Annotated in this window: 25 protein-coding genes and 1 pseudogene; 1 reads left to right on the forward strand and 25 read right to left on the reverse strand. The window is 64.4% G+C overall.

Going from position 1 to position 26,392, the window contains the following annotated elements; translation table 11 throughout:
- Window position 1: 1 nt before the first annotated feature.
- From NN5_RS00630 to NN5_RS00645, 4 genes are all read right to left on the reverse strand, one after another.
- Window positions 2-1,399, reverse strand: coding sequence for a sensor histidine kinase (locus NN5_RS00630; protein ID WP_067732127.1), 1,398 nt, complete (start codon window positions 1,397-1,399; stop codon window positions 2-4).
- Window positions 1,399-2,349, reverse strand: a complete 951-nt coding sequence (locus NN5_RS00635; RefSeq protein WP_067732039.1) for a hypothetical protein — start codon at window positions 2,347-2,349, stop codon at window positions 1,399-1,401. Before NN5_RS00635 ends, NN5_RS00630 begins: the two co-directional genes overlap by 1 nt.
- A gap of 50 nt (window positions 2,350-2,399) precedes the next feature.
- Complete coding sequence (locus NN5_RS00640; protein WP_067732129.1) at window positions 2,400-3,578, reverse strand: hypothetical protein; 1,179 nt, start codon at window positions 3,576-3,578, stop codon at window positions 2,400-2,402.
- A gap of 88 nt (window positions 3,579-3,666) precedes the next feature.
- Window positions 3,667-3,969, reverse strand: coding sequence for a hypothetical protein (locus tag NN5_RS00645; protein WP_067732041.1), 303 nt, complete (start codon window positions 3,967-3,969; stop codon window positions 3,667-3,669).
- Window positions 3,970-4,038: 69 nt separating this feature from the next.
- Here NN5_RS00645 and NN5_RS00650 point away from each other — a divergent pair, with 69 nt between their 5' ends.
- Window positions 4,039-7,035 carry a coiled-coil domain-containing protein gene (locus NN5_RS00650; protein ID WP_067732043.1) on the forward strand — a complete coding sequence of 999 codons (2,997 nt, stop codon included), beginning with the start codon at window positions 4,039-4,041 and terminating at the stop codon, window positions 7,033-7,035.
- 31 nt (window positions 7,036-7,066) lie between these two features.
- On the opposite strand, the gene NN5_RS00655 is transcribed toward NN5_RS00650, so the two are convergent.
- The 21 genes and pseudogenes from NN5_RS00655 to NN5_RS00755 all read right to left on the reverse strand — a co-directional run bounded on the left by NN5_RS00655 (window position 7,067) and on the right by NN5_RS00755 (window position 26,334).
- On the reverse strand, window positions 7,067-7,999 hold the full coding sequence (locus NN5_RS00655) for a DUF2268 domain-containing putative Zn-dependent protease (protein ID WP_084384650.1): 933 nt from the start codon (window positions 7,997-7,999) through the stop codon (window positions 7,067-7,069).
- 49 nt (window positions 8,000-8,048) lie between these two features.
- Complete coding sequence (locus tag NN5_RS00660; RefSeq protein WP_067732131.1) at window positions 8,049-8,336, reverse strand: DUF1467 family protein; 288 nt, start codon at window positions 8,334-8,336, stop codon at window positions 8,049-8,051.
- 11 nt (window positions 8,337-8,347) lie between these two features.
- On the reverse strand, window positions 8,348-9,973 hold the full coding sequence (locus tag NN5_RS00665; RefSeq protein WP_067732047.1) for a ribonuclease J: 1,626 nt from the start codon (window positions 9,971-9,973) through the stop codon (window positions 8,348-8,350).
- Window positions 9,970-10,749, reverse strand: coding sequence for a type III pantothenate kinase (locus NN5_RS00670; protein ID WP_067732049.1), 780 nt, complete (start codon window positions 10,747-10,749; stop codon window positions 9,970-9,972). The genes NN5_RS00665 and NN5_RS00670 overlap by 4 nt, the downstream gene beginning before the upstream one ends.
- A 15-nt stretch (window positions 10,750-10,764) precedes the next feature.
- Window positions 10,765-11,487, reverse strand: coding sequence for a biotin--[acetyl-CoA-carboxylase] ligase (locus NN5_RS00675; protein ID WP_067732050.1), 723 nt, complete (start codon window positions 11,485-11,487; stop codon window positions 10,765-10,767).
- A gap of 15 nt (window positions 11,488-11,502) precedes the next feature.
- A complete protein-coding gene (gene nuoN, locus NN5_RS00680) occupies window positions 11,503-12,966 on the reverse strand; it encodes an NADH-quinone oxidoreductase subunit NuoN (RefSeq protein WP_067732052.1) in 1,464 nt (487 codons plus the stop codon).
- A complete protein-coding gene (locus NN5_RS00685) occupies window positions 12,966-14,498 on the reverse strand; it encodes an NADH-quinone oxidoreductase subunit M (RefSeq protein WP_067732133.1) in 1,533 nt (510 codons plus the stop codon). The genes nuoN and NN5_RS00685 overlap by 1 nt, the downstream gene beginning before the upstream one ends.
- Before the next feature lie 4 nt (window positions 14,499-14,502).
- Complete coding sequence (gene nuoL, locus NN5_RS00690) at window positions 14,503-16,551, reverse strand: NADH-quinone oxidoreductase subunit L (protein WP_067732054.1); 2,049 nt, start codon at window positions 16,549-16,551, stop codon at window positions 14,503-14,505.
- A 4-nt stretch (window positions 16,552-16,555) separates the two neighbouring features.
- Window positions 16,556-16,861 carry an NADH-quinone oxidoreductase subunit NuoK gene (gene nuoK / locus NN5_RS00695; protein ID WP_067732056.1) on the reverse strand — a complete coding sequence of 102 codons (306 nt, stop codon included), beginning with the start codon at window positions 16,859-16,861 and terminating at the stop codon, window positions 16,556-16,558.
- A complete protein-coding gene (locus NN5_RS00700) occupies window positions 16,858-17,475 on the reverse strand; it encodes an NADH-quinone oxidoreductase subunit J (RefSeq protein WP_067732058.1) in 618 nt (205 codons plus the stop codon). Before NN5_RS00700 ends, nuoK begins: the two co-directional genes overlap by 4 nt.
- 15 nt (window positions 17,476-17,490) lie before the next feature.
- Entirely contained in the window at window positions 17,491-17,976 is a 486-nt protein-coding gene (nuoI, locus tag NN5_RS00705) for an NADH-quinone oxidoreductase subunit NuoI (protein WP_067732060.1), read from the reverse strand.
- On the reverse strand, window positions 17,973-19,019 hold the full coding sequence (gene nuoH / locus NN5_RS00710) for an NADH-quinone oxidoreductase subunit NuoH (protein ID WP_067732062.1): 1,047 nt from the start codon (window positions 19,017-19,019) through the stop codon (window positions 17,973-17,975). Before nuoH ends, nuoI begins: the two co-directional genes overlap by 4 nt.
- Window positions 19,016-21,034, reverse strand: coding sequence for an NADH-quinone oxidoreductase subunit NuoG (gene nuoG, locus NN5_RS00715; RefSeq protein ID WP_067732063.1), 2,019 nt, complete (start codon window positions 21,032-21,034; stop codon window positions 19,016-19,018). Before nuoG ends, nuoH begins: the two co-directional genes overlap by 4 nt.
- A complete protein-coding gene (nuoF, locus tag NN5_RS00720) occupies window positions 21,034-22,341 on the reverse strand; it encodes an NADH-quinone oxidoreductase subunit NuoF (RefSeq protein WP_067732065.1) in 1,308 nt (435 codons plus the stop codon). The genes nuoG and nuoF overlap by 1 nt, the downstream gene beginning before the upstream one ends.
- Before the next feature lie 3 nt (window positions 22,342-22,344).
- Window positions 22,345-23,013 carry a complex I 24 kDa subunit family protein gene (locus NN5_RS00725; RefSeq protein ID WP_067732067.1) on the reverse strand — a complete coding sequence of 223 codons (669 nt, stop codon included), beginning with the start codon at window positions 23,011-23,013 and terminating at the stop codon, window positions 22,345-22,347.
- Window positions 23,006-23,185, reverse strand: a complete 180-nt coding sequence (locus NN5_RS00730) for a hypothetical protein (RefSeq protein WP_067732135.1) — start codon at window positions 23,183-23,185, stop codon at window positions 23,006-23,008. The genes NN5_RS00725 and NN5_RS00730 overlap by 8 nt, the downstream gene beginning before the upstream one ends.
- Window positions 23,186-23,202: 17 nt before the next feature.
- Window positions 23,203-23,553, reverse strand: coding sequence for a nuclear transport factor 2 family protein (locus NN5_RS00735; protein ID WP_067732069.1), 351 nt, complete (start codon window positions 23,551-23,553; stop codon window positions 23,203-23,205).
- Window positions 23,550-24,761 carry an NADH-quinone oxidoreductase subunit D gene (locus NN5_RS00740; RefSeq protein WP_067732071.1) on the reverse strand — a complete coding sequence of 404 codons (1,212 nt, stop codon included), beginning with the start codon at window positions 24,759-24,761 and terminating at the stop codon, window positions 23,550-23,552. The genes NN5_RS00735 and NN5_RS00740 overlap by 4 nt, the downstream gene beginning before the upstream one ends.
- A 14-nt stretch (window positions 24,762-24,775) precedes the next feature.
- A pseudogene (locus tag NN5_RS00745) lies at window positions 24,776-25,387 on the reverse strand (NADH-quinone oxidoreductase subunit C); the annotation flags it as partial.
- 6 nt (window positions 25,388-25,393) lie between these two features.
- Window positions 25,394-25,963, reverse strand: coding sequence for a NuoB/complex I 20 kDa subunit family protein (locus tag NN5_RS00750; RefSeq protein ID WP_067732074.1), 570 nt, complete (start codon window positions 25,961-25,963; stop codon window positions 25,394-25,396).
- On the reverse strand, window positions 25,960-26,334 hold the full coding sequence (locus NN5_RS00755) for an NADH-quinone oxidoreductase subunit A (RefSeq protein WP_067732076.1): 375 nt from the start codon (window positions 26,332-26,334) through the stop codon (window positions 25,960-25,962). The genes NN5_RS00750 and NN5_RS00755 overlap by 4 nt, the downstream gene beginning before the upstream one ends.
- Window positions 26,335-26,392: the final 58 nt, after the last annotated feature.

Raw genomic sequence — 26,392 nt, forward strand, 5'->3', positions numbered from 1 at the left:
ATCAGGTTCCGAAGCCTGCGGCCGGATCCGCCGGCACGTCGAGCATGAAGCGGGCCCCCTGCCCCGGTGCGCTTTCCACCGTCAGCTCTCCGCCCATCGCGCGTGCAAGGCTGCGCGAGATGTAGAGGCCAAGCCCGGTGCCGCCATCGCCGCTGCGCCCGAGCCGCTCGTACTTTTCGAACACGCGGGCCTGCTGGTCCTCGGAAAGCCCTGGCCCCTGATCGGCAACGATCACGCGGGCACGCTCTCCCATGTCCTCAAGCCGGATCCAGATATGCGAATTCTCGGGCGAATAGCGGATCGCATTGCCGATGAGATTGAGCAGAACCTGCAGCACCCGGCGGAACTCGGCGATGGCGCGAAGCTGGTCCGAGGGGTGCGGCGGCTCGATGACGATGCCCTTTTCGCGCGCGCGCACGTTCAGGATACCGGCGGCCTGACGCGCCACTTCAGACAAGTCGATGCGGTCGGGAGCAGTGCTGAACCCTTCGGATTCCACCACTTCGAGATCGGCCATGTCATCGAGCAGTTCGAGCAGCAGCTTGCCGGCACTGGCAATCTCACCCGCATATTCCGAATAGGCATCAGGCAAGGGCCCGGCGAGCCGGGTGCGGATCGTCTCGGCATTGGCGATGATGCGCGAGATCGGCTGCTTGAGCACAGGCGCGATGTCCTGCCCGACCAGACTGCGGCGCGCGGGCACGAGCGGCACCGGCGGCGCAGACGGCACCGTGGCGCTATCCCCGGAGGCCTCATCGGACAGTAGCAGCAGTTCAAAACCGGCCGGATCGAACCCCGGTTGCATGTAGGGAATGAGCGTCGCGCGCCAGGGCCGTTCGGCGCCGGGCACGCTGACCTTTGCGCCGTCCAGCAGGCGCCAATGCAGCGGCTGCTGGTGCGAGAAATCCTCCAGAGGCAGAAAATCGGTCCAGGGCCGGCCGATCCCGGCTTCCATCGCCGCGGCCACTTCGGCCAGTTCGGGGCTGTCGTACACGACGGACAGCACCCGCTGCCCGGCGTCGAGCTGCGCGGACAGCTCGGCCAAATGGCGCGCCGTCAGCATTCGCCGGCCCTCGGCCGCAGCGCTGTCCTCAGCCGGAGCCGGTGCAGAATGCCAACTGCGCACGCGAATGAGGCAGCCTTGGCCCTGGCCAAGCGGCTCGACTTCAACCCATGCCGTCACCGTTTCCAGGCCATCGTGCGCGCTGACCGCCCGCGCCACCCGAAAGCCGTAGCGCCGCGCCTTGCGGACCAGTTCGAGCAGTTCGGGAATCGCGATGGTGCCGGGCAGTTCGCCGCCGCAGCGCAGATGCAGGCCGGACAGCGGCTCGTCCGCACACAGCAGGCGGTCTTCGGCATCGCTTTGCGCGCGCGCCAGAACGGTGCCGTCTTCGACCATCATCCCGAGTACCGTCCGGACGAGAGAAGCGCGGCGGCGAAATCGGGGCCGATACGGTCGAAACCGGGCGGCAATGTCACATCCGGGTGCAGTGCCAGGAACTGTTCCTCGACGGCGGACGCCTCCAGCCCCGCCGCACGCAGCGCCAGCGCCAGACGCGCCACTTGCGCCTTGTGCGTGGACAGCACCGCGGCATCGCGCAGCTGCCCCGATCCGAGCGAGAGAGTCGTCAGAAACAGGGCCACACCGCCGTCCGCAAGCGAAAGCGCGGCCTGCGCCTCGATGCCCAGCCCCATGATCAGCCGCGACGCCAGCCCGAGGCGGCTTGCCCCCTCGTCGTAGGACTGGCGAAGCGCGGCTTCCGCCTGCGCCGCCTTGTCCGCCATCTCCGGCGTGGGGATGGACAGGGCCCGCAAAGTCAGCAGGGCCGCATGGAACAGGTCGCTGGGCAGTTCGCGCAAGGGCAGCATCATCCGCCGCTGCGCCTGGCACCAGCGCGCCTGCGCGGCCAGAAAAGTCATGGCAAGCCCCTGCACCGCCGGATCGGACGATGCGATGAGCCGCTGGAGCAAGGGCGAGACCACCGGATCGATCGCCAGACGCGCCTGCATCCGCTCGGTCAGATGCCATTCCAGAGCAAGGGCATGGACGTGCGACAGCAGCGCGGGATTGTCCATGAGAGCACTGGCCAGATGCTCTGCTTCGGCCGCGCTCTGCGCCTGCTGCCCGCCCTCGTTCAGAGCCCCGAGCAAGCTGCCGGCCAAATCCGCCAGCATCCCGCGGACGCGCGCAAGGATCTCGTCGCTGAATACGGAACTGTCCTCCGCCGCGACCAGATGGCGCAGAATCGGCAGCACGGTTTCCGCCATGGCATCACCGCGTGCCAGCTCGTCGCGCAGCACGGCCTCCACGTTTTCACCGCTTGCCGGATGGACAGTCTTGTCGATCATCCCTCCCGTGTACCCCGCGTTTGGTTAAATCCCGGTTAGGCCGCAAATGCTTAGTCCTGCTGACGTCCCGCCAGCACAAGCCCCGCCGCGATCAGGCCGAGAGAGACAATCTGCACGCCGGGCAAGAGCTGATCCAGCGCAGACGCCACCCCCAGCAGCACCCCAAGCAGCAGCCGGTCGCCGATCCACCGCGAAGCCGTCCGCTTCACCACCCGCGGGATAAGCCACAGGAGCAATATCAGCACGGCCGGTTCCGACAGCCAGGAGAACAGCATCTGCCCGGGAAAGCGCGGCGTGTCAGCCAGAATCAGCGCGGCGAAGACGGTATCGGTCAGCCATGAAAGCACATCGGCGCGCGGGATCGCGGGCGGCAGCAGGCCAAGCGCCTGCCGTTCCGCCGAACGCAGCAGCCCGCTTGCTTCCGCCAGCACCCACGCCAGCGCCGCAAACAGGAAACCGGCCGGGACCAGCGCGAACCAGCCCAGCCCGCAGGCAATCGCGAGCAGCACCACCACGCCTGCGGACAAGGCATTGCTGGCATTGCCCGCATGAAGCATCGAGGACCCGAAGCTGACCACGCCGAGACGGGCCACGGCGCGGCCGGGCGAAGTCGGGCCGTCGGCGAACCGCACACGCAGCCACTCGTTCTCCAGCGCATAGGCCTCGCTTTCGGTGCGAACCATCCGCCAGTCCGTGCCGGCCCGCGCGGCAGCGGGAACCTCGCGCATCTGCACGCCCGATTGCAGCGCGATCCGGGTGAGCGCGGAAGCGACATCGCAATCGGCAGGCAGTTCGTGCAGCCGCTCGGCAAGCTGGCCGGGAATCCGCATCAGACCGGCGCTCGCCCGGTTGATGTCGATCCGCTCGAATCCGGCCGCCAGCGCGCCTTCGACCGGCTGCACGAGCACCGCCGGCTTGCGGTCTTCCAGCAGCGGCGCGGCAGTGGCAGGCTCCACGAACAGGCCCTCGCTCACGACAATGAGTTCGTCCGCCGCCGTGACTTGCCCCGCAAGCTGGCGCGGGCTGGTGACGATGGCGAATTGCAGCCCGGCATCCTCGGCCGCGTGCTGCAAGGCGATGAGGTCAGGCGAAGTGCCGCGCGCCATGCAGACCACCCGCTGGCAATCGAGCGCCACCACCAGTCCCAACTGGTGCCGCGCGAGGCTTGCCCCGGCGACACGCAGGAACGCGCGGGGGGACGGCTGTCCCGCGCCCGCAGGCTCCGTCATCGCCAGCAATGCAATCCGCAAATCGTTTCTCCAGCCCCGCAGACCCATTTAGGCGGCCCGGCACCACGTGCCAAGCAGGGTGGATAAATCAGCCTAAGGAAAACTCGGTGACATAGGCCTTGAGCCGGCGCACCACGGCGGGATCGCCCGGTGCGGTATCAAGCGCTTCCTCGGCCAGCGCCAGCAGCGCTACGGAATGAAAACTCGCCGCAAGGCCCTTCAGCCGCATCGCCGCGACATGCCAGTTGCCGTCGCAGCGTGAGCGTTCGAGCAGATCCACCTGCCGGCTGACGCTTTCCGCGTAGGACGCGCGCAGCTCGGCATGGAGCGCGGCATCACCGCCTGCCGCCGCGGCCAGAGTCTCTTCAAGGGCACCTGCTTCATACGCCATTTCCCCAGGATAGTACGCAAAGCGTTAAACCGGGGTTTATTGCCGCAGGACACGTGGTATCCTGCAAGGATGGCTGGGGAAAACAGGATCATCGCGTTCGGCGCGGGAAACAGCGAGAATTCCACTGCGGAACACGCTGCGGAATACAGTGCCGCCGAAGCGCCCACCGCGGCGAGCGGCACCGAAACCGAAGCGCAGGAAAGCTGGGACGAGGCCTGGGTGGCGGCAGACGAAACACCCGAAACCACGCGCAACTGGATCGCCCCCACACTCGCGGGGCTGGCCATCGCAGGCTGGAGCGCCCTGTTCATCGCAGCCCTCTGGCCGCATTTGCAGGCAGGCATAGCGCTTGCCGAAGTGCCCGCCCTCGTCATGCAATGGTGCGTGCCGGTCATGCTGATCGGTCTCGTCTGGCTGCTGGCGCTGCGCCACAGCACGCGCGAGGGCAAGCGCTTCGGCAATGTCGCGCGGCTGCTCTCCACCGAATCCGCCCAGCTCGAACTGCGGCTGACAACCGTGAACCGCGAACTCAGCCTCGCGCGCGAATTCATCGCCGCCCAGTCGCGCGATCTCGAAGCGCTCGGCCGCGTCGCGGCAGACCGGCTGTCGCAGAATGCCGGGCGGCTGCAGGACCTCGTGCGGGACAACGGCGCGCGCGTCGATTCGATCAGCACGGTCAGCTCCGCCGCGCTGGAGAACATGGAAAAGCTGCGCAGCCAGCTTCCGGTGATCGCCAGCTCGGCCAAGGATGTGACCAACAACATCGCGAATGCCGGGCGCACCGCCCATGCCCAGCTTGAGGACATGGTGCAGGGCTTCAACCGCCTCAACGAGTTCGGTTCCGCCAGTGAACGCCAAGTCGAATCGCTGCGGGCCCGCATCACCGAGACGCTGGCCGAGTTCGAACGCCGGAGCGGGCAATTCCAGACCCTGGCCGATGAACGCTTTGCCGCGCTCTCTACGCAAAGCGAGGAATTCCGCACCCAGCTTGACCGACACGAGATCGACGCCCTCGCCGCGATCCGCACGCGCGCGGCAGCGCTGGCCGCGGAAATCGACACGACCCGCCATCAGCTGGACGATCACGAGGCCGAAAGCCTCACCTCGCTGCGCTCGCGCCTCACCGCGCTGCGCGATGAAAGCGATGTCGTCTCGCGCGCCCTGCGCGACGGAGAGGAACGTGCGGAGCAGGCGCTCAGAGCTTCGCTTGAAACCCTGCTGACGGAGCAGGCCGCTGCGGCCGAAAACATTACCGGGATGCAGGCCGAGACCATCAGGACGCTCAAGGCCGCGCTCGACATGCTGCGGGCGGAGCAATCCGCGACGGTGGAAAATGTCGCCGGGGCGCAGCACAACACGCTCGACATGCTCAAGGCATCGCTTGAGACGCTGCGGGTGGAGCAATCAGCCTCTGTGGACACCATCGCCAGCGCCCAGCGCGGCACCATCGATACACTCAGAGCCTCGCTTGAGGCCTTGCAGAGCGAACACTCCGCTACCGCCCGAGGCATCGATGGCCTCCATCGCGAAACCATCGATGCTCTCAAGAGCGCGCTGGCGAACCTGCGCGACGAACAGTCTGCCGTTGCCGGCAGCATCACGACAGCGCAGCACACCGCGATCGATTCCCTCGCCGGCCGCCTCGCGACGCTGATGGCCGAGGCCGAGCGCATGGACGAAGCCCTCACCCAGCGCGGCGAGCAGCTGGCGATCGAGGCGGAGGAACGGCAGGCCCGGCAGGTCGAACATGAACGCCATGCCATTGCCCGCATCGAACACATGCTGGGCGAGCTGGACGGCACGATCGCCGAACGCCTCGAACGCCACCGCCAGCACGCGGCGGCCCTCAGCGAACGGGCGGAAACGGTAACGGCACAACTGGGCCTGTTCGAAAGCCGCATGGCCGAAATCGCCGCGCAGACGGGCGATTCCGAAGTGCGGCTGACCGGCAGTCTGCAGACCCTCGCCGACCGCCTGACCGCAGCCCGTACCACGCTGGCGGCGACCGAAGGCGATGTCGAGAAGCTCACCGAAGACTGCGTGCGCCTGCTCGAACTGATCCAGGCCAGCGCCAAACATACCCATTCCGCCCTGCCCGAAGCCCTGGCGATCTCGGAAGACCGCCTGAACCGTCTGGAAAGCGGCGTATCAGCCTTGCTGGCCGTGCTGCGCCAGTCCGCCGAAAGCGGCGAGGACCTCGCCTCGGGCATCGAACGGTCCGGCGCCAATCTGGAAGCCCTGGTATCCAGGCTGGCCCAAACGCAGGATTCCGTGAGCAGACAGGGCGAGGACCACGCGGCGCAGCTCGCCCGGATGCAGGTCACGCTCGCCGAAATCGACAGTGCAACCGCAAGCACCGCCGGCAAGGCCCGCGATGAACTCACCGCCGCGATCGCGGCCTTGCGCACGGCCCTCCATGAAGCGGTCGAGGCGATCGAAAGCGAAAGCGCCGCGCGCATCGCCACGGTTGCGCGCACCCTTGGCGATGAAAGCGCGCAGGCCATCGAAAAGGCCATGCGCACAAAAGTGTCGGAAGTCTCCGGCCAGCTTGACCAGGCCGTCGCCCATGCCGCCGGTGTCACCCGCGAGACGACGATCCAGCTGCGCGATCAGCTCGCCAAGATCGACGAGCTCACCGGCAACCTGGAAAACCGCGTCTCCCATGCCCGCCAGCGCGCCGAAGAGCAGGTCGACAACGACTTCTCCCGCCGCGTCGCGCTCATCACCGAATCGCTCAATTCCAATGCGATCGACATTGCCGGCGCGCTCTCGACCGATGTTGCCGACACGGCCTGGGCCGCTTACCTGCGCGGCGACCGCGGCATCTTCACCCGCCGTGCCGTGAGCCTGCTCGAAAGCGCGGACGTCAAGGCGATCCAGCAGCTGTTCGAGCGCGACGACACCTTCCGCGAACATGTCAGCCGCTACATCCACGATTTCGAGGCAGTGCTGCGCCAGGTGCTGTCCACCCGCGACGGCAATGCACTGGGCGTAACTCTGCTGTCCTCGGACATGGGCAAGCTTTACGTCGCACTGGCACAGGGGATCGAGCGCCTGCGGGGGTGATGCGCGGAAGCGATTGCTCCCGCGCATTGGCTCACTGGATCGTCATTCCCGGTGTCCAGCCACTGGACGTGAGCACGCCCTGCGGGTCCTTCAACGCCAGCAAGGTCTTGAGCGCGGCGCGCTTGTCGGCACTCTTGTCGTAATAGGCTCTGGCGATCCGGTAGCCGACCCAGTAGCCGAGGTCGCCCGGGTCGGATGGCGTTCCCACGCCGTTGTAAAGCCAATGCGAAAGGTCCGTATCGTTTGCGTCCCTCAGGAAACGCTCATCGATCTCCTTCTCGCGCCCGCGTGTCCACACAGCCAGATGTGCATTGCTAACGTCGCCGGAAATCAACTCGGCCACCAGTTCAGCAACACCTTCCACCAGCGATGCACGCAAGACAGTTCCCGGCTCCACTTCGCTGTCAAGTTCGGCAGGCTGCTCGACGTGTCCGTATTCATGGGCAATCAAATGAACCAATCGCTGTGTCACGTCTGACCCAAGCCAGTCTGCGCGGCACGCCACTTCCAATCCAATCAGGACACCGGATGGGCCGGTTGTACCCCCGCTGTTGTCCGCGCCGATCAGGATGGTGACTGGTGGAAAGGCAGCATCGGGCACGAGCTTCGCCAATCGCAGGAAAGCCTGTTCGAGCTGCTCCTTCACGCCCGGAAGCGCTTCGACACATCGCCGCGCGTCCTCGTAATGCTGGCGCTCGCTCGCCACCACCTCAGCAAGGTGCGCGCCCGAAACGATCCGGTTCGGCACGAACTGCCGGACACCATCGCTGCCGCCATCGATATATGCGCGTTGCAATGCGGGACCGGCCGGTGCCCCTGCCGCAGCATCATAGATCTGATAGAACAGGGCCACATCGCCGGTCCGGATTTCAACCGGAGAACTGGTCCGCTCCGGCGCCGCTAGTGCTGAAACAGGGCAGGATATCACGGCCATGAGGGCTGCGATGGTCAAAAGCCCCTTCATCGTGTCCACCCCAGACAGGCGGTCTTGCACAGGCCGGGGCCTGGCAAAATCAGTACCCCAGATCCTTCACCGGCGGGTCTCCGAAGAAGTTGAGATTATCAAGCGTGATCCATCCGTTCACGTAGTTCTCGTAGTAAGCCACGAACAGCACGGCCGCGAGCAGCGTGGCGCGCAGCACGATCTTGCGCGGGCGGAAGTTCACCGGCGCGCTGTCAGCGTGGCCCTTCTCGACCGTTTCGCCTGTCTCGTGCGGCGTGCGCAGGCCGAAAGGCATGACCAGAAATGCACTCAGCACCCAGAGCAGACCGTAGATCGCCAGGATCGAGAACCACTGCATCTGCATCCTGATCAATCCTCCAGCAGCAGGACCTGCACTTGCGGTTTCTTGCCCGACCAGCGCGTGGCGGCGCGCCGGGCGGCAAGGCGGGCCGCCTCGATGCGCCCTTCACGGTCGGCCTTTTTCGCCTTGGCCAGGGCCTCGGCAACGTCGCGGCGGGCTTCCTCGATGAATTCGGCGTAGTCCTCGTCGAGCGGCAGGCCGATGGCCGCGATCTCGACATGGCCCTTGCGGTCCGCCGCCACCGACACGACGCCGTTGTAGGCAATGCGCCGGCGCATCACCATCGCCTCGCCATCGGCCGGGCAAATGATGTCGCCATCGAGCACGAGGCGCCCGGCCCGCACTTCGCCGAACTTGCCGGGATGATCGGGGGCGAGGCGCACCAGGTCGCCGTTCTTCTGGAACACCGCCTTGGGAATGCCGCTGGCAAGACCGAGCCGGACCTGCTCTTTCATGTGGCGGATTTCGCCGTGGACCGGCATCAGGATCTGCGGGCGCAGCCAGCCATAGAGCGCTTCGAGTTCCGGCCGCCCCGGATGGCCGGAGACGTGGATCAGACTCTGGCGGTCGGTGATGATCTCCACGCCCGCGTCGGCAAGCCGGTTCTGGATACGGCCGATGGCGATCTCGTTGCCGGGGATCTGGCGGCTGGAAAACAGCACGACATCGCCCTTTTCCAGCTTGATCGGGTGGCTGCCCTCGGAAATGCGCGCCAGCGCCGCGCGCGGCTCGCCCTGCCCGCCGGTGGCCACGATCAGCACTTCCTCGCGCGGGAGATCATTGACCTCCTCGATGTCGATGAGGTCCGGCAATTGCTTGAGGTAGCCGCAGGCCTGCCCGGCGCGGATGATACGGTCGAGCGAACGGCCGGCAACGCACAGCCGGCGCCCGGTCTTGCGTGCAACATCGCCCAGCGTCTGCAGCCGCGCGACGTTGGAGGCAAAGGTCGTGACCAGCACCCGCTTGCCCTTGTGGCGCTTCACTTCCTCCAGCAGGCCTTCATAAACTTCGCCTTCCGAGCCGGAGGCCTTGTTGTTGAAGACATTGGTGGAATCGCACACCAGCGCCAGCACGCCCTCGTCGCCGATCGCGGTCAGTTCCTCAGCCGTTGCAGGCGTACCGATCTGCGGATCGTCGTCGAGCTTCCAGTCGCCGGTGTGGAAGATGCGGCCGTAAGGCGTCTCGATCACCAGCGCATTGCCTTCCGCGATCGAGTGCGCCAGCGGCACGTAGCGCACGCCGAAGGGGCCGATCTGGAACTGATCGAGATCCTCGATCACGATCAATTCGACTTCGTCGAGAAGCCCAGCTTCTTCCAGCTTGGCCGCCACCAGCTTGGCCGTGAACGGCGTCGCATAGAGCGGCACGCCCAGTTCCTCGGCGAAATAGGGCACGGCGCCAATGTGATCCTCGTGCGCGTGGGTCAGGACCACGCCAAGCAGGTTCTCACGCTCGTTCTCGATGAATTCGAGATCGGCGAAGACCAGATCGACGCCGGGGTATTCGTTCATGCCGAACGTCATGCCGAGATCGACCATCAGCCACTTGCCCTGGCAGCCATAGAGATTGACGTTCATGCCAATCTCGCCGGAGCCGCCGAGCGCGCAGAAGACCAGTTCGTTGCCGGGAATCACTTCGTAGCGGCCCTTTCCGCGAGAATGGCGAGGCCGTCGATGGTGAGATCGGCATCGACCGCGTCAAAAATATCCGTCGCCTCGCCGAACAGGACCGCAAGGCCGCCGGTGGCAATGACTTTCGCCGGCCGGCCGATTTCCGCACGGATGCGGGCGATCAGGCCTTCCATCATCGCCACATAGCCCCAGAAGACACCGATCAGCATCTGGTCCTCGGTATTGCGCCCGACAACGCTTTTGCTCTCGGGCACTTCGATGGCAATGCGCGGCAGCTTGGCGGTATTGCCCACCAGCGCATCGAGCGAGAGGTTGATCCCCGGCGCGATGATGCCGCCCTTGTAGGCCCCGTGAAAGTCGATCACGTCGAACGTCGTTGCCGTGCCGAAGTCCACGACGATCAGGTCGCCGCCGTGCCTGGCGTGCGCGGCGATGGCGTTCACCGCCCGGTCGGCGCCGAGCGAGCGCGGCTCGTCCACGTCGATATCGATCGCATAGTCGGCCTTGCCCTGCCCGGCGATCAGCGGCTCGATATCGAAATAGTGCCGCGCCAGAATTTCCAGATTGTGCAGCGCTCGCGGCACCACCGTGGAAATGATGATTTGCGAGACATCGCTCTTCGCATAGCCCTGGATGGCGATGAGCTGCATCAGCCAGACGGCATATTCGTCGCCAGTACGGCGCGGATCGGTGGCGATACGCCAGCGGCCCTTGATCGAGCGGCCTTCCAGCAGGGCGAAAACGACATTGGTATTGCCGGCATCAATGGCGAGCAGCATGGGCTTTCCGATTCCTCAATGTGAAGCGCTTGCAAGCAGGACATCCCCCGCGTGGATCGTCCGCTGCGTTCCATCGTTCAGCCCCAGCAGGAGATTGCCATCCTGCGAAAGCCCGGCGAAACTGCCTTCAACCGCTTCCTCCCCCGGCGGGAGCACCGTCAGCCGGGTCCCCACGGGATGCGCGGCACTCTGCCAGCGCCGCAGCAGCGGGGCAAGGCCGGCGCTGCGCCAGCGCTGCAGTTCCCGGTCAAACGAAGCCGCCAGCACTTCTGCAAAGGCATCGCGGCCGGGCGCCGTGCCGTAGTCCGCCAGCGCGGCGACGGCCCTGCCCGGAATATCCGGTGCCGTAACGAGATTGACGCCGATGCCGACAACCACGGCCCCGGCCACCACTTCCAGCAGGATGCCCACGATCTTGGCGCCGTCCAGCAGCAGGTCATTGGGCCACTTGAGCCAGAGGGCCGATCCCTGCGGCACGAACGGCAGCAGCGCCTCGTGCACGGCAAGGCCCGTCATCAGAGCAAGCGTGGAAGCGGGAGGATCGCCGGGACCGGGCCGGACCACGGTCGATCCCATGAAGTTTCCGGCACCGTTGTTCCAGACGCGCCCGAGACGCCCCCGGCCCGCGGTCTGGCGGTCCGCGACCAGCCAGTCGCCCTCGGGCAGGTATTCCCCGCCCGAAAGCCTGGCCGCCAGATCCGCGTTGGTGGAACCGGTCTCTTCGACGGTCCGGATCAAAGCGCCCGGATCAGATCAGAGCGCATGGAACAGCGCGGTCGCGGCAGTGTCCGTCAGCCCGCCGAGCCACTTGGTGAGGAAGAAGCCGAGCGGCGAAATGACCACACAGGAGATCACCAGGATCAGCTTGTGCCACACGTCGCTTTCGCCCTTCACCACGTCCGCCGGTTCGTCGAAATACATGATCTTGACGACCTTGAGGTAGTAGAAGGCGCCGATCACCGACGCTGCGAAGCCGAGTGCGGCAAGCGCGATCATACCGCCGTCGACAGCCGCCTTGAAGACCAGGAACTTGCCCCAGAAGCCGAACAGCGGCGGGATACCGGCCAAGCTGAACATGACCATGGCCAGGCCCAGCGCCAGTCCCGGACGCGTGCGCGACAGGCCCGCAAAGCTGGGGATGTGCTCGACGTAATCGCCGTTCTCATCCTTCAGCATCAGGATCACCGCGAAACCGCCGAGCGACATCGCGACATAGATCGCGAGGTAGAACAGCATGGCCGAGGCGCCCTCAGGCGTTGCGACGGCAAGACCGACAAGGATGAAGCCGGCATTGTTGATCGACGAATAGGCCATCAGGCGCTTGATGTTGGTCTGCCCGATCGCGCCCAGCGCACCGACCACGATCGAGGCCAGGGCGAGGAACAGCACGATCTGCTGCCATGCGGCGGCCTGATCCCCGAAGGCATCGAGCAGCACGCGCATCATCAGGCCCATGCCGGCGACCTTGGGCGCGGTGGCGAAGAACATCGTCACCGGCGTCGGTGCGCCTTCATAGACGTCGGGCGTCCACATGTGGAACGGAACCGCGCTCACCTTGAAGGCAAGGCCCGCCAGCATGAAGACGATGCCGAACAGCGCCCCGTTCGACAGACCGTCCGCCAGCGCGGCGTTGATGCCGCTGAACGAGGTCGTGCCGGTAAAGCCATAGGTCAGGCTCATGCCGAACAGCAGGATGCCCGAAGCCAGCGCGCCCAGCACGAAATACTTGAGGCCGGCTTCCGCCGAACGCCCATCGTTGCGCAGGAACGCAGCCAGCACGTAGGCGGCCAGCGAGTTCATTTCGAGGCCGATGTAAAGCGTCAGCAGATCGCCGGCCGAAACCATGATGCCCATGCCGAGCGCGGCGAACAGCACCAGGATCGGGTATTCGGCGCGCATCGCCTTGAACCGCTCGAAGAAAGCGGGCGCGATCACCAGCGAAGCGGCGGCCGAGATATAGATCAGGATCTTGGCATAGCTGGCGAAGGCATCGGCGTGGAACTGGCCGAAGAAGGCCGAAGTATCCGGGCCCATCGCGCCGCCGCACAGGGCAGGCGACACCATGACGCCGGCAGCGACCAGCGCGGCCACCGACAGGATCGAGATCAGACGGCTTGCCTTGTCCCCGCCCCAGGCGGCGACGAGAAGCAGGATCAGGCCTGCAATGCTAAGCGTTTCTTCCGGCGCGATAAGGCGCAGCGACTGCGACCAGTCCATCAGTGTGCCCCCTCGTGCGCAGCGTGTTCGTGCACAGGCTTTTCCTTGCCAACAGTTACCTTGGAGTCCCCTTCCGGCGCCGCAGCGGAAATCCGGGCTTCCAGCGCGGCGATATCGGCACGCATGGGAGCAATGAAGCTCTCGGGATAGATGCCCATCCACAGCACCGCGAGCGCCAGCGGAACCACCATCAGGTATTCACGGGCGTCGAGGTCCAGCATGGCAGCGGCATCGGCGTTCTTCTGGTCGCCAAAGGCAACCCGGCGATAAAGATAGAGCATGTAGGCCGCGCCCAGGATGATGCCCGTGGCACAGATCAGCGCGGTCCATGTCGAGATCGCGTAGATCCCGGCCAGGCTCAGGAATTCGCCGACAAAACCGCTGGTGCCCGGAAGGCCGATCGAGGCCATCGTGAAGAGCAGGAAGAACAGCGCGTAACGCGGCATGTTGATCGCAAGGCCGCCGTAACGGGCGATCTCTCGCGTGTGGAGGCGATCGTAGATGATGCCCACGCAGAGGAACAGCGCACCCGCAACGAGGCCGTGGCTGAGCATGACCATCATCGAGCCTTCGAGGCCCTGCGTGTTGAAGGCGAACAGGCCGATCGTCACGATGCCCATGTGGGCGACCGACGAATAGGCGATCAGCTTCTTCATGTCGTCCTGCACCAGCGCGATCAGCGAGGTGATCACGACGGCCGCCATCGACAGCCCCCAGATCAGCGGCGCGAACTGCGCCGAGGCTTCGGGGAACATCGGCAGCGAGAAGCGGATGAAGCCGTAACCACCCATCTTCAGCAGCACGCCCGCCAGGATCACCGAACCGGCGGTCGGCGCCTGCACGTGGGCGGCAGGAAGCCAGGTGTGGACCGGCCACATCGGCATCTTCACCGCAAAGCTGGCGAAGAAGGCAAGCCACAGCCAGGTCTGGACCTTCGGATCGAAGTCATAGGCCATCAGCGTCGGCACGTCGGTCGTCCCCGCCACGTGGACCATGTAGAGCATGGCCACCAGCATCAGCACCGAGCCGAGCAGCGTGTAGAGGAAGAACTTGTAGGCGGCGTAGATGCGGTCCTGACCGCCCCAGATGCCGATGATCAGGTACATCGGGATCAGGCCGGCTTCGAAGAACATGTAGAACAGGAAGATGTCCTGCGCGCAGAACACGCCGATCATCAGCGTTTCCATGATCAGGAACGCGCCCATGTATTCGCCGACGCGCTTGTCGATCGACTTCCAGCTCGCACCGATACAGATCGGCATGAGGAAGACGGTCAGCACGATCAGCAGAAGGGCAATGCCGTCAATGCCGAGCGCGTAGGAGAAGCCGGAGAACAACTCCACCCGTTCGGTAAACTGCCACTGCGCACCGCCGACATCGAAGTTCAGCCAGAGCACCACACCAAGTGCGAAGTCGATCAGCGTCGCCACGAGGGCGAGATTGCGCGCCGCTTTCGCGTCGAGGAAGAGACATGCCAGCCCCGCCGCAAGCGGCACCAGCATCATCACGCTGAGGATCGGAAAACCACTCATCATCTTATCCCGCGATCACCCAGCTGATGGCGCCGACAAGGCCCAGCAGCATGATAAGAGCATAGCTGTACAGATAGCCCGACTGGACCCTCTGCGCGTAAGTCGAACCCTTGGCCACAGCCCAGGCAGCGCCGTCCGGACCAAAGCGGTCGATGACGCCGATATCGAGAACCTTCCAGAACACCTTGCCGATCCAGAAAGCGGGGACGACGAACATGTAGTGATAGAGTTCGTCGAACATCCACTTGCGGTACACGAAGGTGTAGACCGGCCCCAGTTGCTTCGCGACAGCCGCCGGGAAGCTGGTGTTCTTGATGTAGCCGTACCAAGCGATCAGCAGGCCCAGCGACATCACGATGAAGGGCATCCACTTCATCAGCTCGGGAATGCCGTGCATCGCGTGGATCAGGTGCTCGTGGAACACCAGGGCGCCCTTCCAGAATTCGCCGGTGCCTTCCGACACGAACGCGTGCTGGAACACGAAGCCTGCGAAGACCGCACCGACCGAGAGGATCACCAGCGGCAGCAGCATGACCCACGGGCTCTCGTGCGGGTGGTAGCCCGCCGTGCCGTCGCCATGGGCGGCATGACCGTGGTCCCCGTGCGCATGATCGGCATCGCCGTCTTCGTCCGAGAGATGCTCGTGGTGATGGTGCACCGCGTGCTGGATGTGCTCGGATTCCGCCCAGCGCGGCTTGCCGAAGAAGGTCAGGAACACCAGGCGCCAGGAGTAGAAGCTGGTCATCAGCGCAGCGAAGATGCCCATCCAGAACGCGAAGCTGCCCATCGAAGTGCCGCTGGCATAAGCCGCCTCAAGGATCGAGTCCTTCGAGTGGAAGCCCGCGAAGCCGACGCCGAACATGCCCACGCCGGTGATGGCCAGCGTACCCGCGGTCATCGCCCAGAAGGTCACGGGGATCTTCTTCCACAGGCCGCCGTAGAAGCGCATGTCCTGCTCGTGGTGCATCGCGTGGATCACAGAGCCGGCGCAGAGGAACAGCAGCGCCTTGAAGAAGGCGTGCGTGAACAGGTGGAACATGGCCGAGCCGAAGGCGCCCACACCCGCCGCGAAGAACATGTAGCCGAGCTGCGAGCAGGTCGAGTACGCGATCACGCGCTTGATGTCCCACTGCGTGCAGCCGATCGTGGCGGCGAAGAAGCAAGTGGCGGCACCGATGAAGGTGATGAAAGTCATCGCCGTCGGGCTGGTTTCAAACATCGGCGAGAGACGGCAGACCATGAAGACGCCGGCGGTAACCATGGTCGCGGCGTGGATCAGCGCCGAAACCGGGGTCGGGCCTTCCATCGCGTCCGGCAGCCAGGTGTGCAGGCCGAGCTGCGCCGACTTGCCCATGGCGCCGACGAACAGCAGCAGGCAGAGCACCGTCATGGTGTCGAAACGATAGCCGAGGAAGCCGATGGTCGAGCCCGCCATGCCCGGCGCTTCGGCAAGGATCGCGGGGATCGAGACCGTGCCGAACACCAGGAAAGTGCCGAAGATGCCGAGCATGAAGCCCAAGTCACCCACACGGTTGACCACGAAGGCCTTGATCGCGGCGGCGCTCGCCGAAGGCTTGCGGAACCAGAAGCCGATCAGGAGGTACGAGGCGAGGCCGACGCCTTCCCAACCGAAGAACATCTGCACCAGGTTGTCCGCCGTCACCAGCATGAGCATGGCGAAAGTGAACAGCGAGAGGTAGGCGAAGAAGCGCGGCTGATCCGGCTCCTCGTCCATGTAGCCCCACGAATAGAGGTGCACGAGCGCCGAAACCGAGGTGACGACGACGAGCATGACCGCAGTCAGCGTATCGACGCGCAGCGCCCAGTCGAACGTCAGCGCGCCCGAGGCGACCCACTTCAGCACCGGAACCACAGTCGCTTCGGCGCTGCCGTTCAGGAACTGGATGAAGATCGGCCAGGATAGGCCGCAGGCGATGAACAGCGCGCCGGTCGTAATCGACTTGGCTGCCACATTGCCGAGCTGCTTGTTGCCAAGCCCGGCAATGATCGCTGCCAGCATCGGCAGGAAGACGATGATCAGGATCTGGTTCAACGCCTTATCCCTTCATCCGGTTGACGTCGTCTACGGCAATGGTGCCGCGGCCACGGAAGTAGATCACGAGGATTGCAAGCCCCACTGCCGCCTCGCCGGCTGCCACCGTCAGCACGAACATCGCGAAGATCTGTCCGGTCAGGTCGTGCAGGAAGGCGCTGAAAGCGACGAGGTTGATGTTCACCGCAAGCAGGATGAGTTCGATCGCCATCAGGATCACGATCACATTCTTGCGGTTGAGGAAAATGCCGAGGACGCCGAGCACGAAGAGGATCGAGCTCACCACGACATAGTGTTCGACGCCGATCACAGCGATACCCCCTTGCCGACTTCCGGCTTGACGTTGACGGTCGCCTCTTCGGGACGGCGCGCGATCTGCTTGCTGATCTTCTGGCCGCGCGTGTCGCCACGCTGGCGGTGAGTCAGGACGATGGCACCGATCATGGCGACGAGCAGGATCACGCCCGCAGCCTCGAAAAGGAACAGATAGCGGCCATAGAGCAGCGCACCGATGGCCTCGATATTGCTGGTCCCGGCAGGCTGAGCGGCCATGCCGTCGGGCGTGCCGAGCTGGAGTGCGCCGGCCTTGTAGGCGCCGATGCCGAGAACCATTTCGGCCAGCAGCACCACGGCCACCAGCATCCCGAACGGGAAGTTCTTGACGAACCCGGCCCGCAGTTCGGCGAAATCGATGTTCAGCATCATGACGACGAACAGGAACAGCACCGCGACCGCGCCGACATAGACGATGACCAAGAGCATCGCGATGAATTCGGCACCCACCAGGATCATCAGGCCGGCGGCGTTGAAGAACGCCAGGATCAGCCACAGCACCGAGTGCACCGGGTTGCGCGACAGGATGGTGATCGCGCCCGACGCGATGGTCATCACGGCGAAGAGATAGAAGGCGATAACGTGAATCATGAGCCCGCGCGCCTCCTAGCGATATGGCGCATCGGCTTCAAGGTTCGCGGCAATCGCACGCTCCCACTTGTCCCCGTTCGCCAATAGCTTAGCCTTGTCATAGAGCAGCTCTTCGCGCGTTTCGGTCGCGTATTCGAAGTTCGGCCCTTCGACGATCGCATCGACCGGGCAGGCTTCCTGGCAGAAGCCGCAGTAGATGCATTTCGTCATGTCGATATCGTAGCGCGTGGTGCGGCGCGAACCGTCTTCACGCGGCGCTGCCTCGATCGTGATCGCCTGCGCCGGGCAGATCGCCTCGCACAGCTTGCAGGCGATGCAGCGTTCCTCGCCGTTGGGATAACGGCGCAGGGCGTGCTCGCCGCGGAAACGGGGCGAAAGCGGGTTCTTCTCGAACGGGTAGTTGATCGTCGCCTTGGGCTTGAAGAAATACTTCAAGGTCAGCCAATGCGCCTTCACAAACTCCCAGAGCGTGAAGCTCTTGATCAGTTGAGCGGCGGTCATGCGAAGTGTCCGGTAGCCATGAGGTAGCCGCTGACGAGAACAACGAACAGCAGCGAGGTGGGGAGGAAGACCTTCCAGCCCAGGCGCATCAGCTGGTCATAGCGATACCGGGGCACGGTCGCCTTCACCCAGCTGAACACGAAGAAGAAGAACAGCACCTTGAGCAGGAACCATACGATGCCCGGCACGAGGTACAGAACGGGGATGTCGAGCGGCGGCAGCCAGCCACCCCAGAACAGGGTCGCGTTGAGCGCACACATCAGCAGCACGTTGGCATATTCGCCGAGCCAGTAGGCGGCGAAAGCCATCGACGAGTATTCGGTCTGATACCCGGCGACGAGTTCCGATTCCGCCTCGGTCAGGTCGAACGGGGCGCGCTGCGTCTCGGCCATGCCCGAGATCAGGAACATCACCGCCATCGGGAACAGCAGCGGATTGAACCCGAAGCCGTTGAACAGGCCGAGAACGTGGCCGTCCTGCGCCTTGACGATGTCGTTCAGGTTGAACGTGCCGGCCCACAGGACAACGCAGATCAGGATGAAGCCGATCGAGACTTCATAGGAGATCATCTGCGCCGAGGCGCGCATCGCCGAGAAGAACGGGTACTTCGAGTTCGAAGCCCAGCCCGCCATGATCGTACCGTAAACACCCAGCGACGAGATCGCGAGCACATAGAGCAGGCCGACGTTGATGTCCGCCAGGATCGCGCCCGAATTGAACGGGATCACGGCCCAGGCCATCAGCGCGATCGTGAACGTCACCACCGGCGCGATCAGAAAGATGCCCTTGTTGGCCGCCGAAGGGACGATGGTTTCCTGCAGGAAGACCTTGAGACCGTCCGCGAAGGACTGCAGCAGTCCCCAGGGGCCGACGACGTTGGGGCCGCGGCGCAGGGCCATGGCGGCCCAGATCTTGCGGTCGGCATAGATGATCATCGCCACCGAGACCATCAGCGGCAGGGCAATCAGCAGGATTCCGCAGATCGTCGAGACGAACCACGCCCACTCATAGGTCATGCCAAGGGTTTGGAAAAAAGCGGTCATTCCGCGGCCTCCGCGATCTCCTCGCCGTGCAGCAGTTCAGCCGAACATTGCTGCATGGTCGCGCTGGCGCGGGCGATGGGGTTGGTCATGTAGAAGTCCTTGACCGGGTAAGCGATCAGGCCGGAGGCAGAGCCGCCGCCGGCAGGCAGGACGCTCCCGTAGTCCGCCAGTCCTTCGATGCCAAGTGCAGGAACTTCAGCAATCATTGCGTTTCGCAATTCCTCGAAGCTGTCGAAACCCAGCCCGACGCCGAAAGCGTCGGCCAGAGCGCGCAGGATCGACCAGTCCTCACGGGCATCGCCGGGTGCGAACACGGCCTTGTCGGCCCACTGCACGCGCCCTTCGGTGTTGACGTAAGTGCCGGCCTTCTCGGTATAGGCCGCAGCCGGCAGGATCACGTCAGCGGCATGGGCGCCCTTGTCGCCGTGATGGCCGATGTAGACGATCATCGAGTCGGCGAACTTGGTGTAATCCACCTCGTCCGCGCCGAGCGAGAGCAGCACCTTGGGCTTGGCCGCGACGATATCGGCAAGGCCGCCCTTCTGAGCGTAGCCGAGCATCAGGCCGCCCATGCGGGCCGCTGCCATGTGCAGCACGTTGAAGCCGTTCCACGTGGTGCCGTCTTCGAGTTCGCGCACCACGCCGATCTGCTCGCCGACCGACAGCGCGGCTTCGAGGCCGCCCCGGCCGAGCGCCGCACCGCCGAGAATGATCGCCGGACGCTTGGCGTCGCGGATCGTTTCCCAGACGTGGTTCGGCAGGTTGCTGATAACCGACAGGTCCTCGCCAAGGAATTCGCCGCCGAACGTGGTTTCCCACTCGGGGCCGATCAGGAAGACCTTGGCGCCGCGCTTCACCGCCTTGCGCAGGCGGGTGTTCACCAACGGCGCTTCCCAGCGCACGTGGCTGCCGACGATCAGGATCGCATCGGCAGTCTCAAGGCCCGAGAACGTCGTGTTGAAGTTCACTGCCGCAAGGCTGGACGTGTCGTAGTCCATGCCGGTCTGGCGGCCTTCGAGCAGGCTGGAGCCGAGGGCGCCAACCAGCTTCTTCGCGGCGAACATGGTCTCGCAATCGAGCATGTCACCGGCAACCGCGGCAATCGAATTGCCCGGGTTCAGCGTGGCAATGGCCTGGAACGCCTCGTTCCAGCTTACGGCAACCAGCTTACCGTCGCGGCGCAGATACGGCTTGTCGAGGCGGCGCTTCACAAGGCCGTCGACCATGTAGCGCGCCTTGTCGCTGATCCACTCCTCGTTCACGTCGTCATTGACGCGCGGGAGAATGCGCAGGACTTCGCGGCCCCGGCTGTCGATGCGGATATTGGCGCCGACGGCGTCCGACACGTCGATGCCGAGCGTCTTCTTGAGCTCCCACGGCCGCGCCTCGAAGGCATAGGGCCGCGAGGTCAGCGCGCCGACCGGGCAGAGGTCGATCACATTGGCCGACATCTCATGCTTGGCGGCCTGCTCCAGATACGTCGAAATCTGGGTGCTTTCGCCGCGATAGAGCGCGCCGATCTCGTCCACGCCCGCGATCTCTTCGGAGAAGCGCACGCAGCGGGTGCAGTGGATGCAGCGCGTCATCATGGTCTTGATGAGCGGGCCCATGTACTTCTCGGTCACGGCGCGCTTGTGCTCGTGATAGCGCGAGCCGCCGCGGCCATAGGCCACCGACTGGTCCTGCAGGTCGCACTCGCCGCCCTGGTCGCAGATCGGGCAGTCGAGCGGGTGGTTGATGAGGAGGAACTCCATCACCCCTTCCCGCGCCTTCTTGACCATCTCGCTGTCGGTGCGGATTTCCTGACCTTCGGCGGCCGGGAGCGCACACGACGCCTGCGGCTTGGGCGGTCCGGGCTTCACCTCGACCAGACACATGCGGCAGTTGCCGGCGATGGACAGGCGCTCATGATAGCAGAAGCGCGGGATTTCCTTACCGGCCAGCTCGCAGGCCTGCAGGACAGTCGCGCCTGCCGGAACTTCGAGTTCTACGCCGTCTACGGTAACTTTAGGCATTACTCAGCGGCCTCCGCAACGTTGCCAGCCTCAGCAATCCGGCGCTCCAGCTCGGGGCGGAAGTGGCGGATCAGGCCCTGGATCGGCCATGCGGCCGCATCGCCCAGAGCGCAGATAGTGTGGCCTTCGACCTGCTTGGTCACCTGGAACAGCATGTCGATTTCCTCGACCGCTGCATCGCCGGTGCGCAGGCGTTCCATCACGCGCCACATCCAGCCCGTGCCTTCGCGGCAGGGCGTGCACTGGCCGCAGCTCTCGTGCTTGTAGAAGTGCGAGAGGCGGGCAATGGCGCGCACGATGTCGGTGGACTTGTCCATCACGATCACGGCGGCGGTGCCGAGGCCCGAGCCGAGCGCGCGCAGACCGTCGAAATCCATCGGCGCGTCCCAGATCTGGTCGGCCGGGACCAGCGGAACCGAGGACCCGCCCGGGATCACGGCCAGCAGGTTGTCGCGCCCGCCGCGGATGCCGCCGCAGTGCTTCTCGATCAGCTCGCTGAAGGGAATGCTCATTTCCTCTTCGACGACGCACGGACGGTTCACATGGCCCGAAATCTGGAAGAGCTTGGTGCCCTTGTTGTTGTCACGCCCGAAGCTGGAGAACCAGCTCGCGCCGCGCCGCATGATGGTGGGCGCAACCGCGATGGATTCGACGTTGTTGACCGTGGTCGGACAGCCATAGAGGCCCGCGCCGGCCGGAAACGGCGGCTTGAGGCGAGGCTGGCCCTTCTTGCCTTCGAGGCTTTCGATCATCGCGGTTTCTTCGCCGCAGATGTAAGCACCGGCGCCGCGGTGGATGAAGACGTCGAAATCGTAGCCCGAACCGGCCGCGTTCTTGCCCAGCAGGCCCGCCGCATAGGCTTCATCGCGCGCAGCGAAGAGCGTCTCCGCCTCGCGGATATATTCACCGCGAATGTAGATGTAGGCCGCACGCGCACCCATCGCGAAACCGGCAACCAGCGCGCCTTCCAGCAGCAGGTGCGGATCGTGGCGGATGATCTCGCGGTCCTTGCACGAACCCGGCTCGGATTCGTCGGCATTGATGACGAGGAAGCTGGGCTTGGGATTGCCGTTCTGATCGACCGGCGGCTGCTTGGGCATGAAGGACCACTTCATGCCGGTCGGGAAGCCTGCACCGCCGCGTCCGCGCAGACCCGAGGCCTTCATTTCCTCGATGATCGCTTCGCGGCCCTTGGCGATGATGTCCTTGGTGCCGTCCCAGGCGCCGCGCGCCTGCGCTTCCTTCAGGTTCCACGGCTGATAGCCGTAGACGTTGGTGAAGATGCGGTCCTTGTCCTGGAGAGCCATGGCTTACCACTCCCCTCGATAGTCGTGATTTTCGGTAATCATCGCTGCGAGGTTGGTCGGCTCGCCCACCGGCTCCACCGTGTGGCGGCCCGGCTCCTGCGTTCCGGCCTTGGGCGTCTCGCCCTTGGCCAGCGCGTCGAGCACGACATCGAGACGCTCGGGCGTCAGATCCTCGTAGTTGTCGTCGTTGATCTGCACCATCGGAGCCGAGGCGCAGTTGCCCATGCACTCGACTTCGGTGAACGACCACATGCCGTCCCCGGTGATGTGCCCCGCCTTCATCCCGCGCTTCTTGCAGGCGGCGATGATGTCGTCAGACCCGCGCAGCATACACGGCGTGGTGCCGCAGACCTGCACGTGAAAGCGGCCGATCGGAGCGATGTTGTACATCGTGTAGAACGTCGCGACCTCGACCACGCGGATGATCGGCATGTCGAGGTAGGCCGCGACATATTCCATCACCGGGATCGGCAGCCACCCTTGCGTGTTCTCTTCCGCACCAACCTGGCGCTGGGCGAGATCGAGCAGCGGCATCACGGCCGAGCGCTGGCGCCCTTCCGGATAGCGGGCGACGATCTCTTTCGCCTTCGCGGCGTTTGCTTCAGTCCAGGCAAAATTGCCCCAACGCGCCCGCAGTTCGGGCGTATCAGGTTCGATATAGCGGTCAGCCATGCTTACCCCTGCGCTTCAGCCATTGATCCTGGCCGAAAAAGAAAATCTCAAATCCACCAATCGCCGTCGCGAGCATCGCGATCGTCGGCGAAGGCTGCGATCCGGTAGAAAGCACTCCGAAATAGAGCGCGACGAGGAACACCCCGGTCATGGCCGCCCAGACGCGGATCATTTCGACCGTCGTGAACCTCACCGGATGAACTCCACCCGGCTGCACTTGTCGCCTTCGAAGCTGTAGACGGCGAGAACGTCGAACGGTTCGACGAGGTCCGAACCATCGCTGGCCGGACCACGCGTCACGTGCTCGCGGAAGACGACGTAGTTGTCGGTCACTTCACGCGAGACGATCTCGGCCTTGTTCTGCGGCCACTTGGCGAAAGCCGCCGCAAGGCCCGAACGCGTGCCTTCCTTGCCTTCACGCACAACCGCGCCGCGATAGTTCGCCTCGCAGGCCTCATCGGTCATGTACGAGACGTACAGATCGGCATCCTGCGCGTTGTAGGCGCCGATCATGGCCTCAGCGATGGCAAGCTTGCTCACCGGTCGCACTCCCCGAACACCACGTCGATGGCGCCCAGAATGGCGGTCGCGTCCGGCAGCATGTGGCCCTTGGACATGAAGTCCATCGCCTGCAGGTGCGAGAACGCGGTCGGGCGGATCTTGCAGCGGTAAGGCTTGTTGGAGCCGTCCGAGACCAGATAGACGCCGAATTCACCCTTGGGGCTTTCGGTGGCCACGTAGACTTCGCCCGCCGGAACGTGGAAGCCTTCGGTGTAGAGCTTGAAGTGATGGATCAGCGATTCCATCGAGCTCTTCATCTCACCGCGCTTGGGCGGGGAAACCTTGCGATCGTCCGAGCAGATCGGGCCTTCGGGAATCTCGGCCAGGCACTGCTTCATGATCTTCGCGGACTGACGCACTTCCTCGACGCGGACCATGAAACGGTCGTAGCAGTCCGAGTTCGTACCGACCGGGATCTCGAAGTCCATGCGGTCATAGACGTCGTAGGGCTGCTGCTTGCGGATATCCCAGGGGATGCCCGCAGCGCGGATCATCGGGCCGGAGAAGCCCCAGGCAATCGCGTCTTCCTTCGAAACCAGCGCGATGTCGACATTGCGCTGTTTGAAGATGCGGTTGTCGACGACGAGGCTCATCGCGTCCTCGAACAGGCGCGGCAGGCGCGTGTCGAGCCATTCGCCAATGTCGGCAAGCAGCTTGAGCGGCACGTCCTGATGCACGCCGCCGGGACGGAACCAGGCCGAGTGCATACGGGCGCCCGAAGCGCGCTCGAAGAAGTTGAGGCAGTCCTCGCGGATTTCGAACAGCCACAGGTTCGGCGTCATGGCACCCACGTCCATGACGTGCGAGCCCATGTTGAGCATGTGGTTGCAGATGCGGGTCAGCTCGGCGAAGAGCACGCGCAGGTACTGGGCGCGCAGCGGCACTTCGACGTTGAGCAGCTTTTCGACCGCCAGCACGTAGGAGTGCTCCATGCCCAGCGGCGAGCAGTAGTCCAGGCGGTCGAAGTACGGCAGCGCCTGAAGGTAGGTCTTGTGCTCGATCAGCTTCTCGGTGCCGCGATGCAGCAGGCCGACGTGCGGATCGATGCGTTCGATCACTTCGCCGTCCAGCTCCATGACCATGCGCAGCACGCCGTGTGCGGCCGGGTGCTGGGGCCCGAAGTTGATCGTATAGTTGTCGACTACGTCACCCGCGGTGGTGGGCGACTGTTCGAGCTGCATGCTCATACCTTGTCTCCCTCGGCCTTCTCGTCGCCGGGCAGCACGTATTCCGCGCCTTCCCAGGGGCTCATGAAGTCGAACTGACGCAGATCCTGCGCAAGCTTGACCGGCTCGTAGACGACGCGCTTGTCCTCTTCGGAATAGCGCAGTTCCTGATAGCCGGTGAGCGGGAAGTCCTTGCGGAACGGATGGCCCTCGAAGCCGTAGTCGGTGAGGATGCGGCGCAGGTCCGGGTTGCCGGCGAAGATCACGCCGTACATGTCGAACACTTCGCGCTCCAGCCAGCCCGCGTTGGGCCACAGCGTGGTTACGGTCGGCACCGGGGTGTTCTCGGCCGCGGAGACCTTCACCAGCAGGCGATGGTTCTTGGTGTACGAGAGCAGCATGTACACGACTTCGAAGCGCTCGGGACGCGAGGGGTAATCGACCCCCGCCATTTCCATCAGCGACTGGTACTCATGCTCGTCGCGCAGCAGGCGCAGCGCGTCCTCGATCTGGTCGCGCGCGATGGTGAGCACGACTTCGCCATGCTCTTCCTTAGAGGCGACCAGCATCGAGCCGAGTGCGGCCGAAAGCGTGTCGATCACGCCTTCATTCGAAGCGAACTTGGGGGCGGAATGCAGAACAGCCATCTGGTCTTACCTTTCCACCGTGCCGACGCGGCGAATCTTCCGCTGAAGCTGCATCACGCCGTAAAGCAGCGCTTCGGCAGTCGGCGGGCAGCCGGGCACGTAGATGTCGACCGGAACGATACGATCGCAGCCACGCACGACAGAATAGCTGTAGTGGTAGTAACCACCGCCATTGGCGCACGAGCCCATCGAGATGACGTACTTCGGCTCCGACATCTGGTCATAGACCTTGCGCAGCGCCGGGGCCATCTTGTTGCACAGCGTGCCGGCCACAATCATCACGTCCGACTGACGCGGGGAAGCGCGCGGGGCAACGCCGAAGCGCTCCATGTCGTAACGCGGCATGTTCACGTGGATCATCTCGACCGCGCAGCAGGCCAGGCCGAAAGTCATCCACCACAGCGAGCCGGTGCGGGCCCACTGGAACAGCTCCTCGGTGGATGTGACGAGGAAGCCCTTGTCGGAAACTTCCTGATTGAGGTCGTTGAAGAACGACTGGTCGGGGGGCGTAACTGAACCGGAGTGGGGGCCGCCCTGGGAGAGCGGCTGTCCGGCAGAATTCACAAGCGTGCTCATTCCCAGTCCAGAGCTCCCTTCTTCCATGCATAGGCAAGGCCAATGGCCAGTTCGCCCAGGAACACCATCATCGTCGTCCAGCCGGCCCAGCCGGTCAGCTTGAGCGAGACGGCCCAGGGGAACAGGAACGCGGCTTCAAGATCGAAGACGATGAACAGGATCGCCACGAGATAGAAGCGGACGTCAAACTGGCTGCGCGGATCCTCGAACGCGGGAAAGCCGCATTCGTATTCGCTGTTCTTGTCGGTATTCGGCTGATGCGTTCCGGTCAGGCGGGCAACGCCCATCGGCAGGAAAACGATCACCCCCGAAAGCGCCAGCGCAATCACCAGGAATATCAGGATCGGCAGGTATTGTGACAGATCAGTCAATGGTTCTGGCCTCATACCGGAATGCGACTGCCGGACTCGTCCCATGCGGAGCACGTCC

Source organism: Novosphingobium naphthalenivorans NBRC 102051 (assembly GCF_001590985.1).
In the GTDB taxonomy this organism is placed as follows: domain Bacteria; phylum Pseudomonadota; class Alphaproteobacteria; order Sphingomonadales; family Sphingomonadaceae; genus Novosphingobium; species Novosphingobium naphthalenivorans.

Coding starts and splice junctions, on each gene's coding strand:
- nuoF (WP_067732065.1), bottom strand. CDS start 22,341: ATGGCTCTCCAGGACAAGGACCGCATCTTCACCAACGTCTACGGCTAT.
- NN5_RS00635 (WP_067732039.1), bottom strand. CDS start 2,349: ATGATCGACAAGACTGTCCATCCGGCAAGCGGTGAAAACGTGGAGGCC.
- NN5_RS00645 (WP_067732041.1), bottom strand. CDS start 3,969: ATGGCGTATGAAGCAGGTGCCCTTGAAGAGACTCTGGCCGCGGCGGCA.
- nuoH (WP_067732062.1), bottom strand. CDS start 19,019: ATGACCGCTTTTTTCCAAACCCTTGGCATGACCTATGAGTGGGCGTGG.
- NN5_RS00630 (WP_067732127.1), bottom strand. CDS start 1,399: ATGGTCGAAGACGGCACCGTTCTGGCGCGCGCGCAAAGCGATGCCGAA.
- NN5_RS00730 (WP_067732135.1), bottom strand. CDS start 23,185: ATGATCCGCGTCTGGGCGGCCATGACCGGGGTGTTCCTCGTCGCGCTC.
- NN5_RS00640 (WP_067732129.1), bottom strand. CDS start 3,578: ATGACGGAGCCTGCGGGCGCGGGACAGCCGTCCCCCCGCGCGTTCCTG.
- NN5_RS00685 (WP_067732133.1), bottom strand. CDS start 14,498: ATGAGTGGTTTTCCGATCCTCAGCGTGATGATGCTGGTGCCGCTTGCG.
- NN5_RS00700 (WP_067732058.1), bottom strand. CDS start 17,475: ATGATTCACGTTATCGCCTTCTATCTCTTCGCCGTGATGACCATCGCG.
- nuoG (WP_067732063.1), bottom strand. CDS start 21,034: ATGCCTAAAGTTACCGTAGACGGCGTAGAACTCGAAGTTCCGGCAGGC.
- NN5_RS00740 (WP_067732071.1), bottom strand. CDS start 24,761: ATGAGCATGCAGCTCGAACAGTCGCCCACCACCGCGGGTGACGTAGTC.
- nuoI (WP_067732060.1), bottom strand. CDS start 17,976: ATGACCGCCGCTCAACTGATCAAGAGCTTCACGCTCTGGGAGTTTGTG.
- nuoN (WP_067732052.1), bottom strand. CDS start 12,966: ATGGACTGGTCGCAGTCGCTGCGCCTTATCGCGCCGGAAGAAACGCTT.
- NN5_RS00660 (WP_067732131.1), bottom strand. CDS start 8,336: ATGCAGTGGTTCTCGATCCTGGCGATCTACGGTCTGCTCTGGGTGCTG.
- NN5_RS00725 (WP_067732067.1), bottom strand. CDS start 23,013: ATGGCTGACCGCTATATCGAACCTGATACGCCCGAACTGCGGGCGCGT.
- NN5_RS00650 (WP_067732043.1), top strand. CDS start 4,039: ATGGCTGGGGAAAACAGGATCATCGCGTTCGGCGCGGGAAACAGCGAG.
- NN5_RS00670 (WP_067732049.1), bottom strand. CDS start 10,749: ATGCTGCTCGCCATTGATGCCGGCAATACCAATGTCGTTTTCGCCCTG.
- NN5_RS00655 (WP_084384650.1), bottom strand. CDS start 7,999: ATGAAGGGGCTTTTGACCATCGCAGCCCTCATGGCCGTGATATCCTGC.
- NN5_RS00750 (WP_067732074.1), bottom strand. CDS start 25,963: ATGAGCACGCTTGTGAATTCTGCCGGACAGCCGCTCTCCCAGGGCGGC.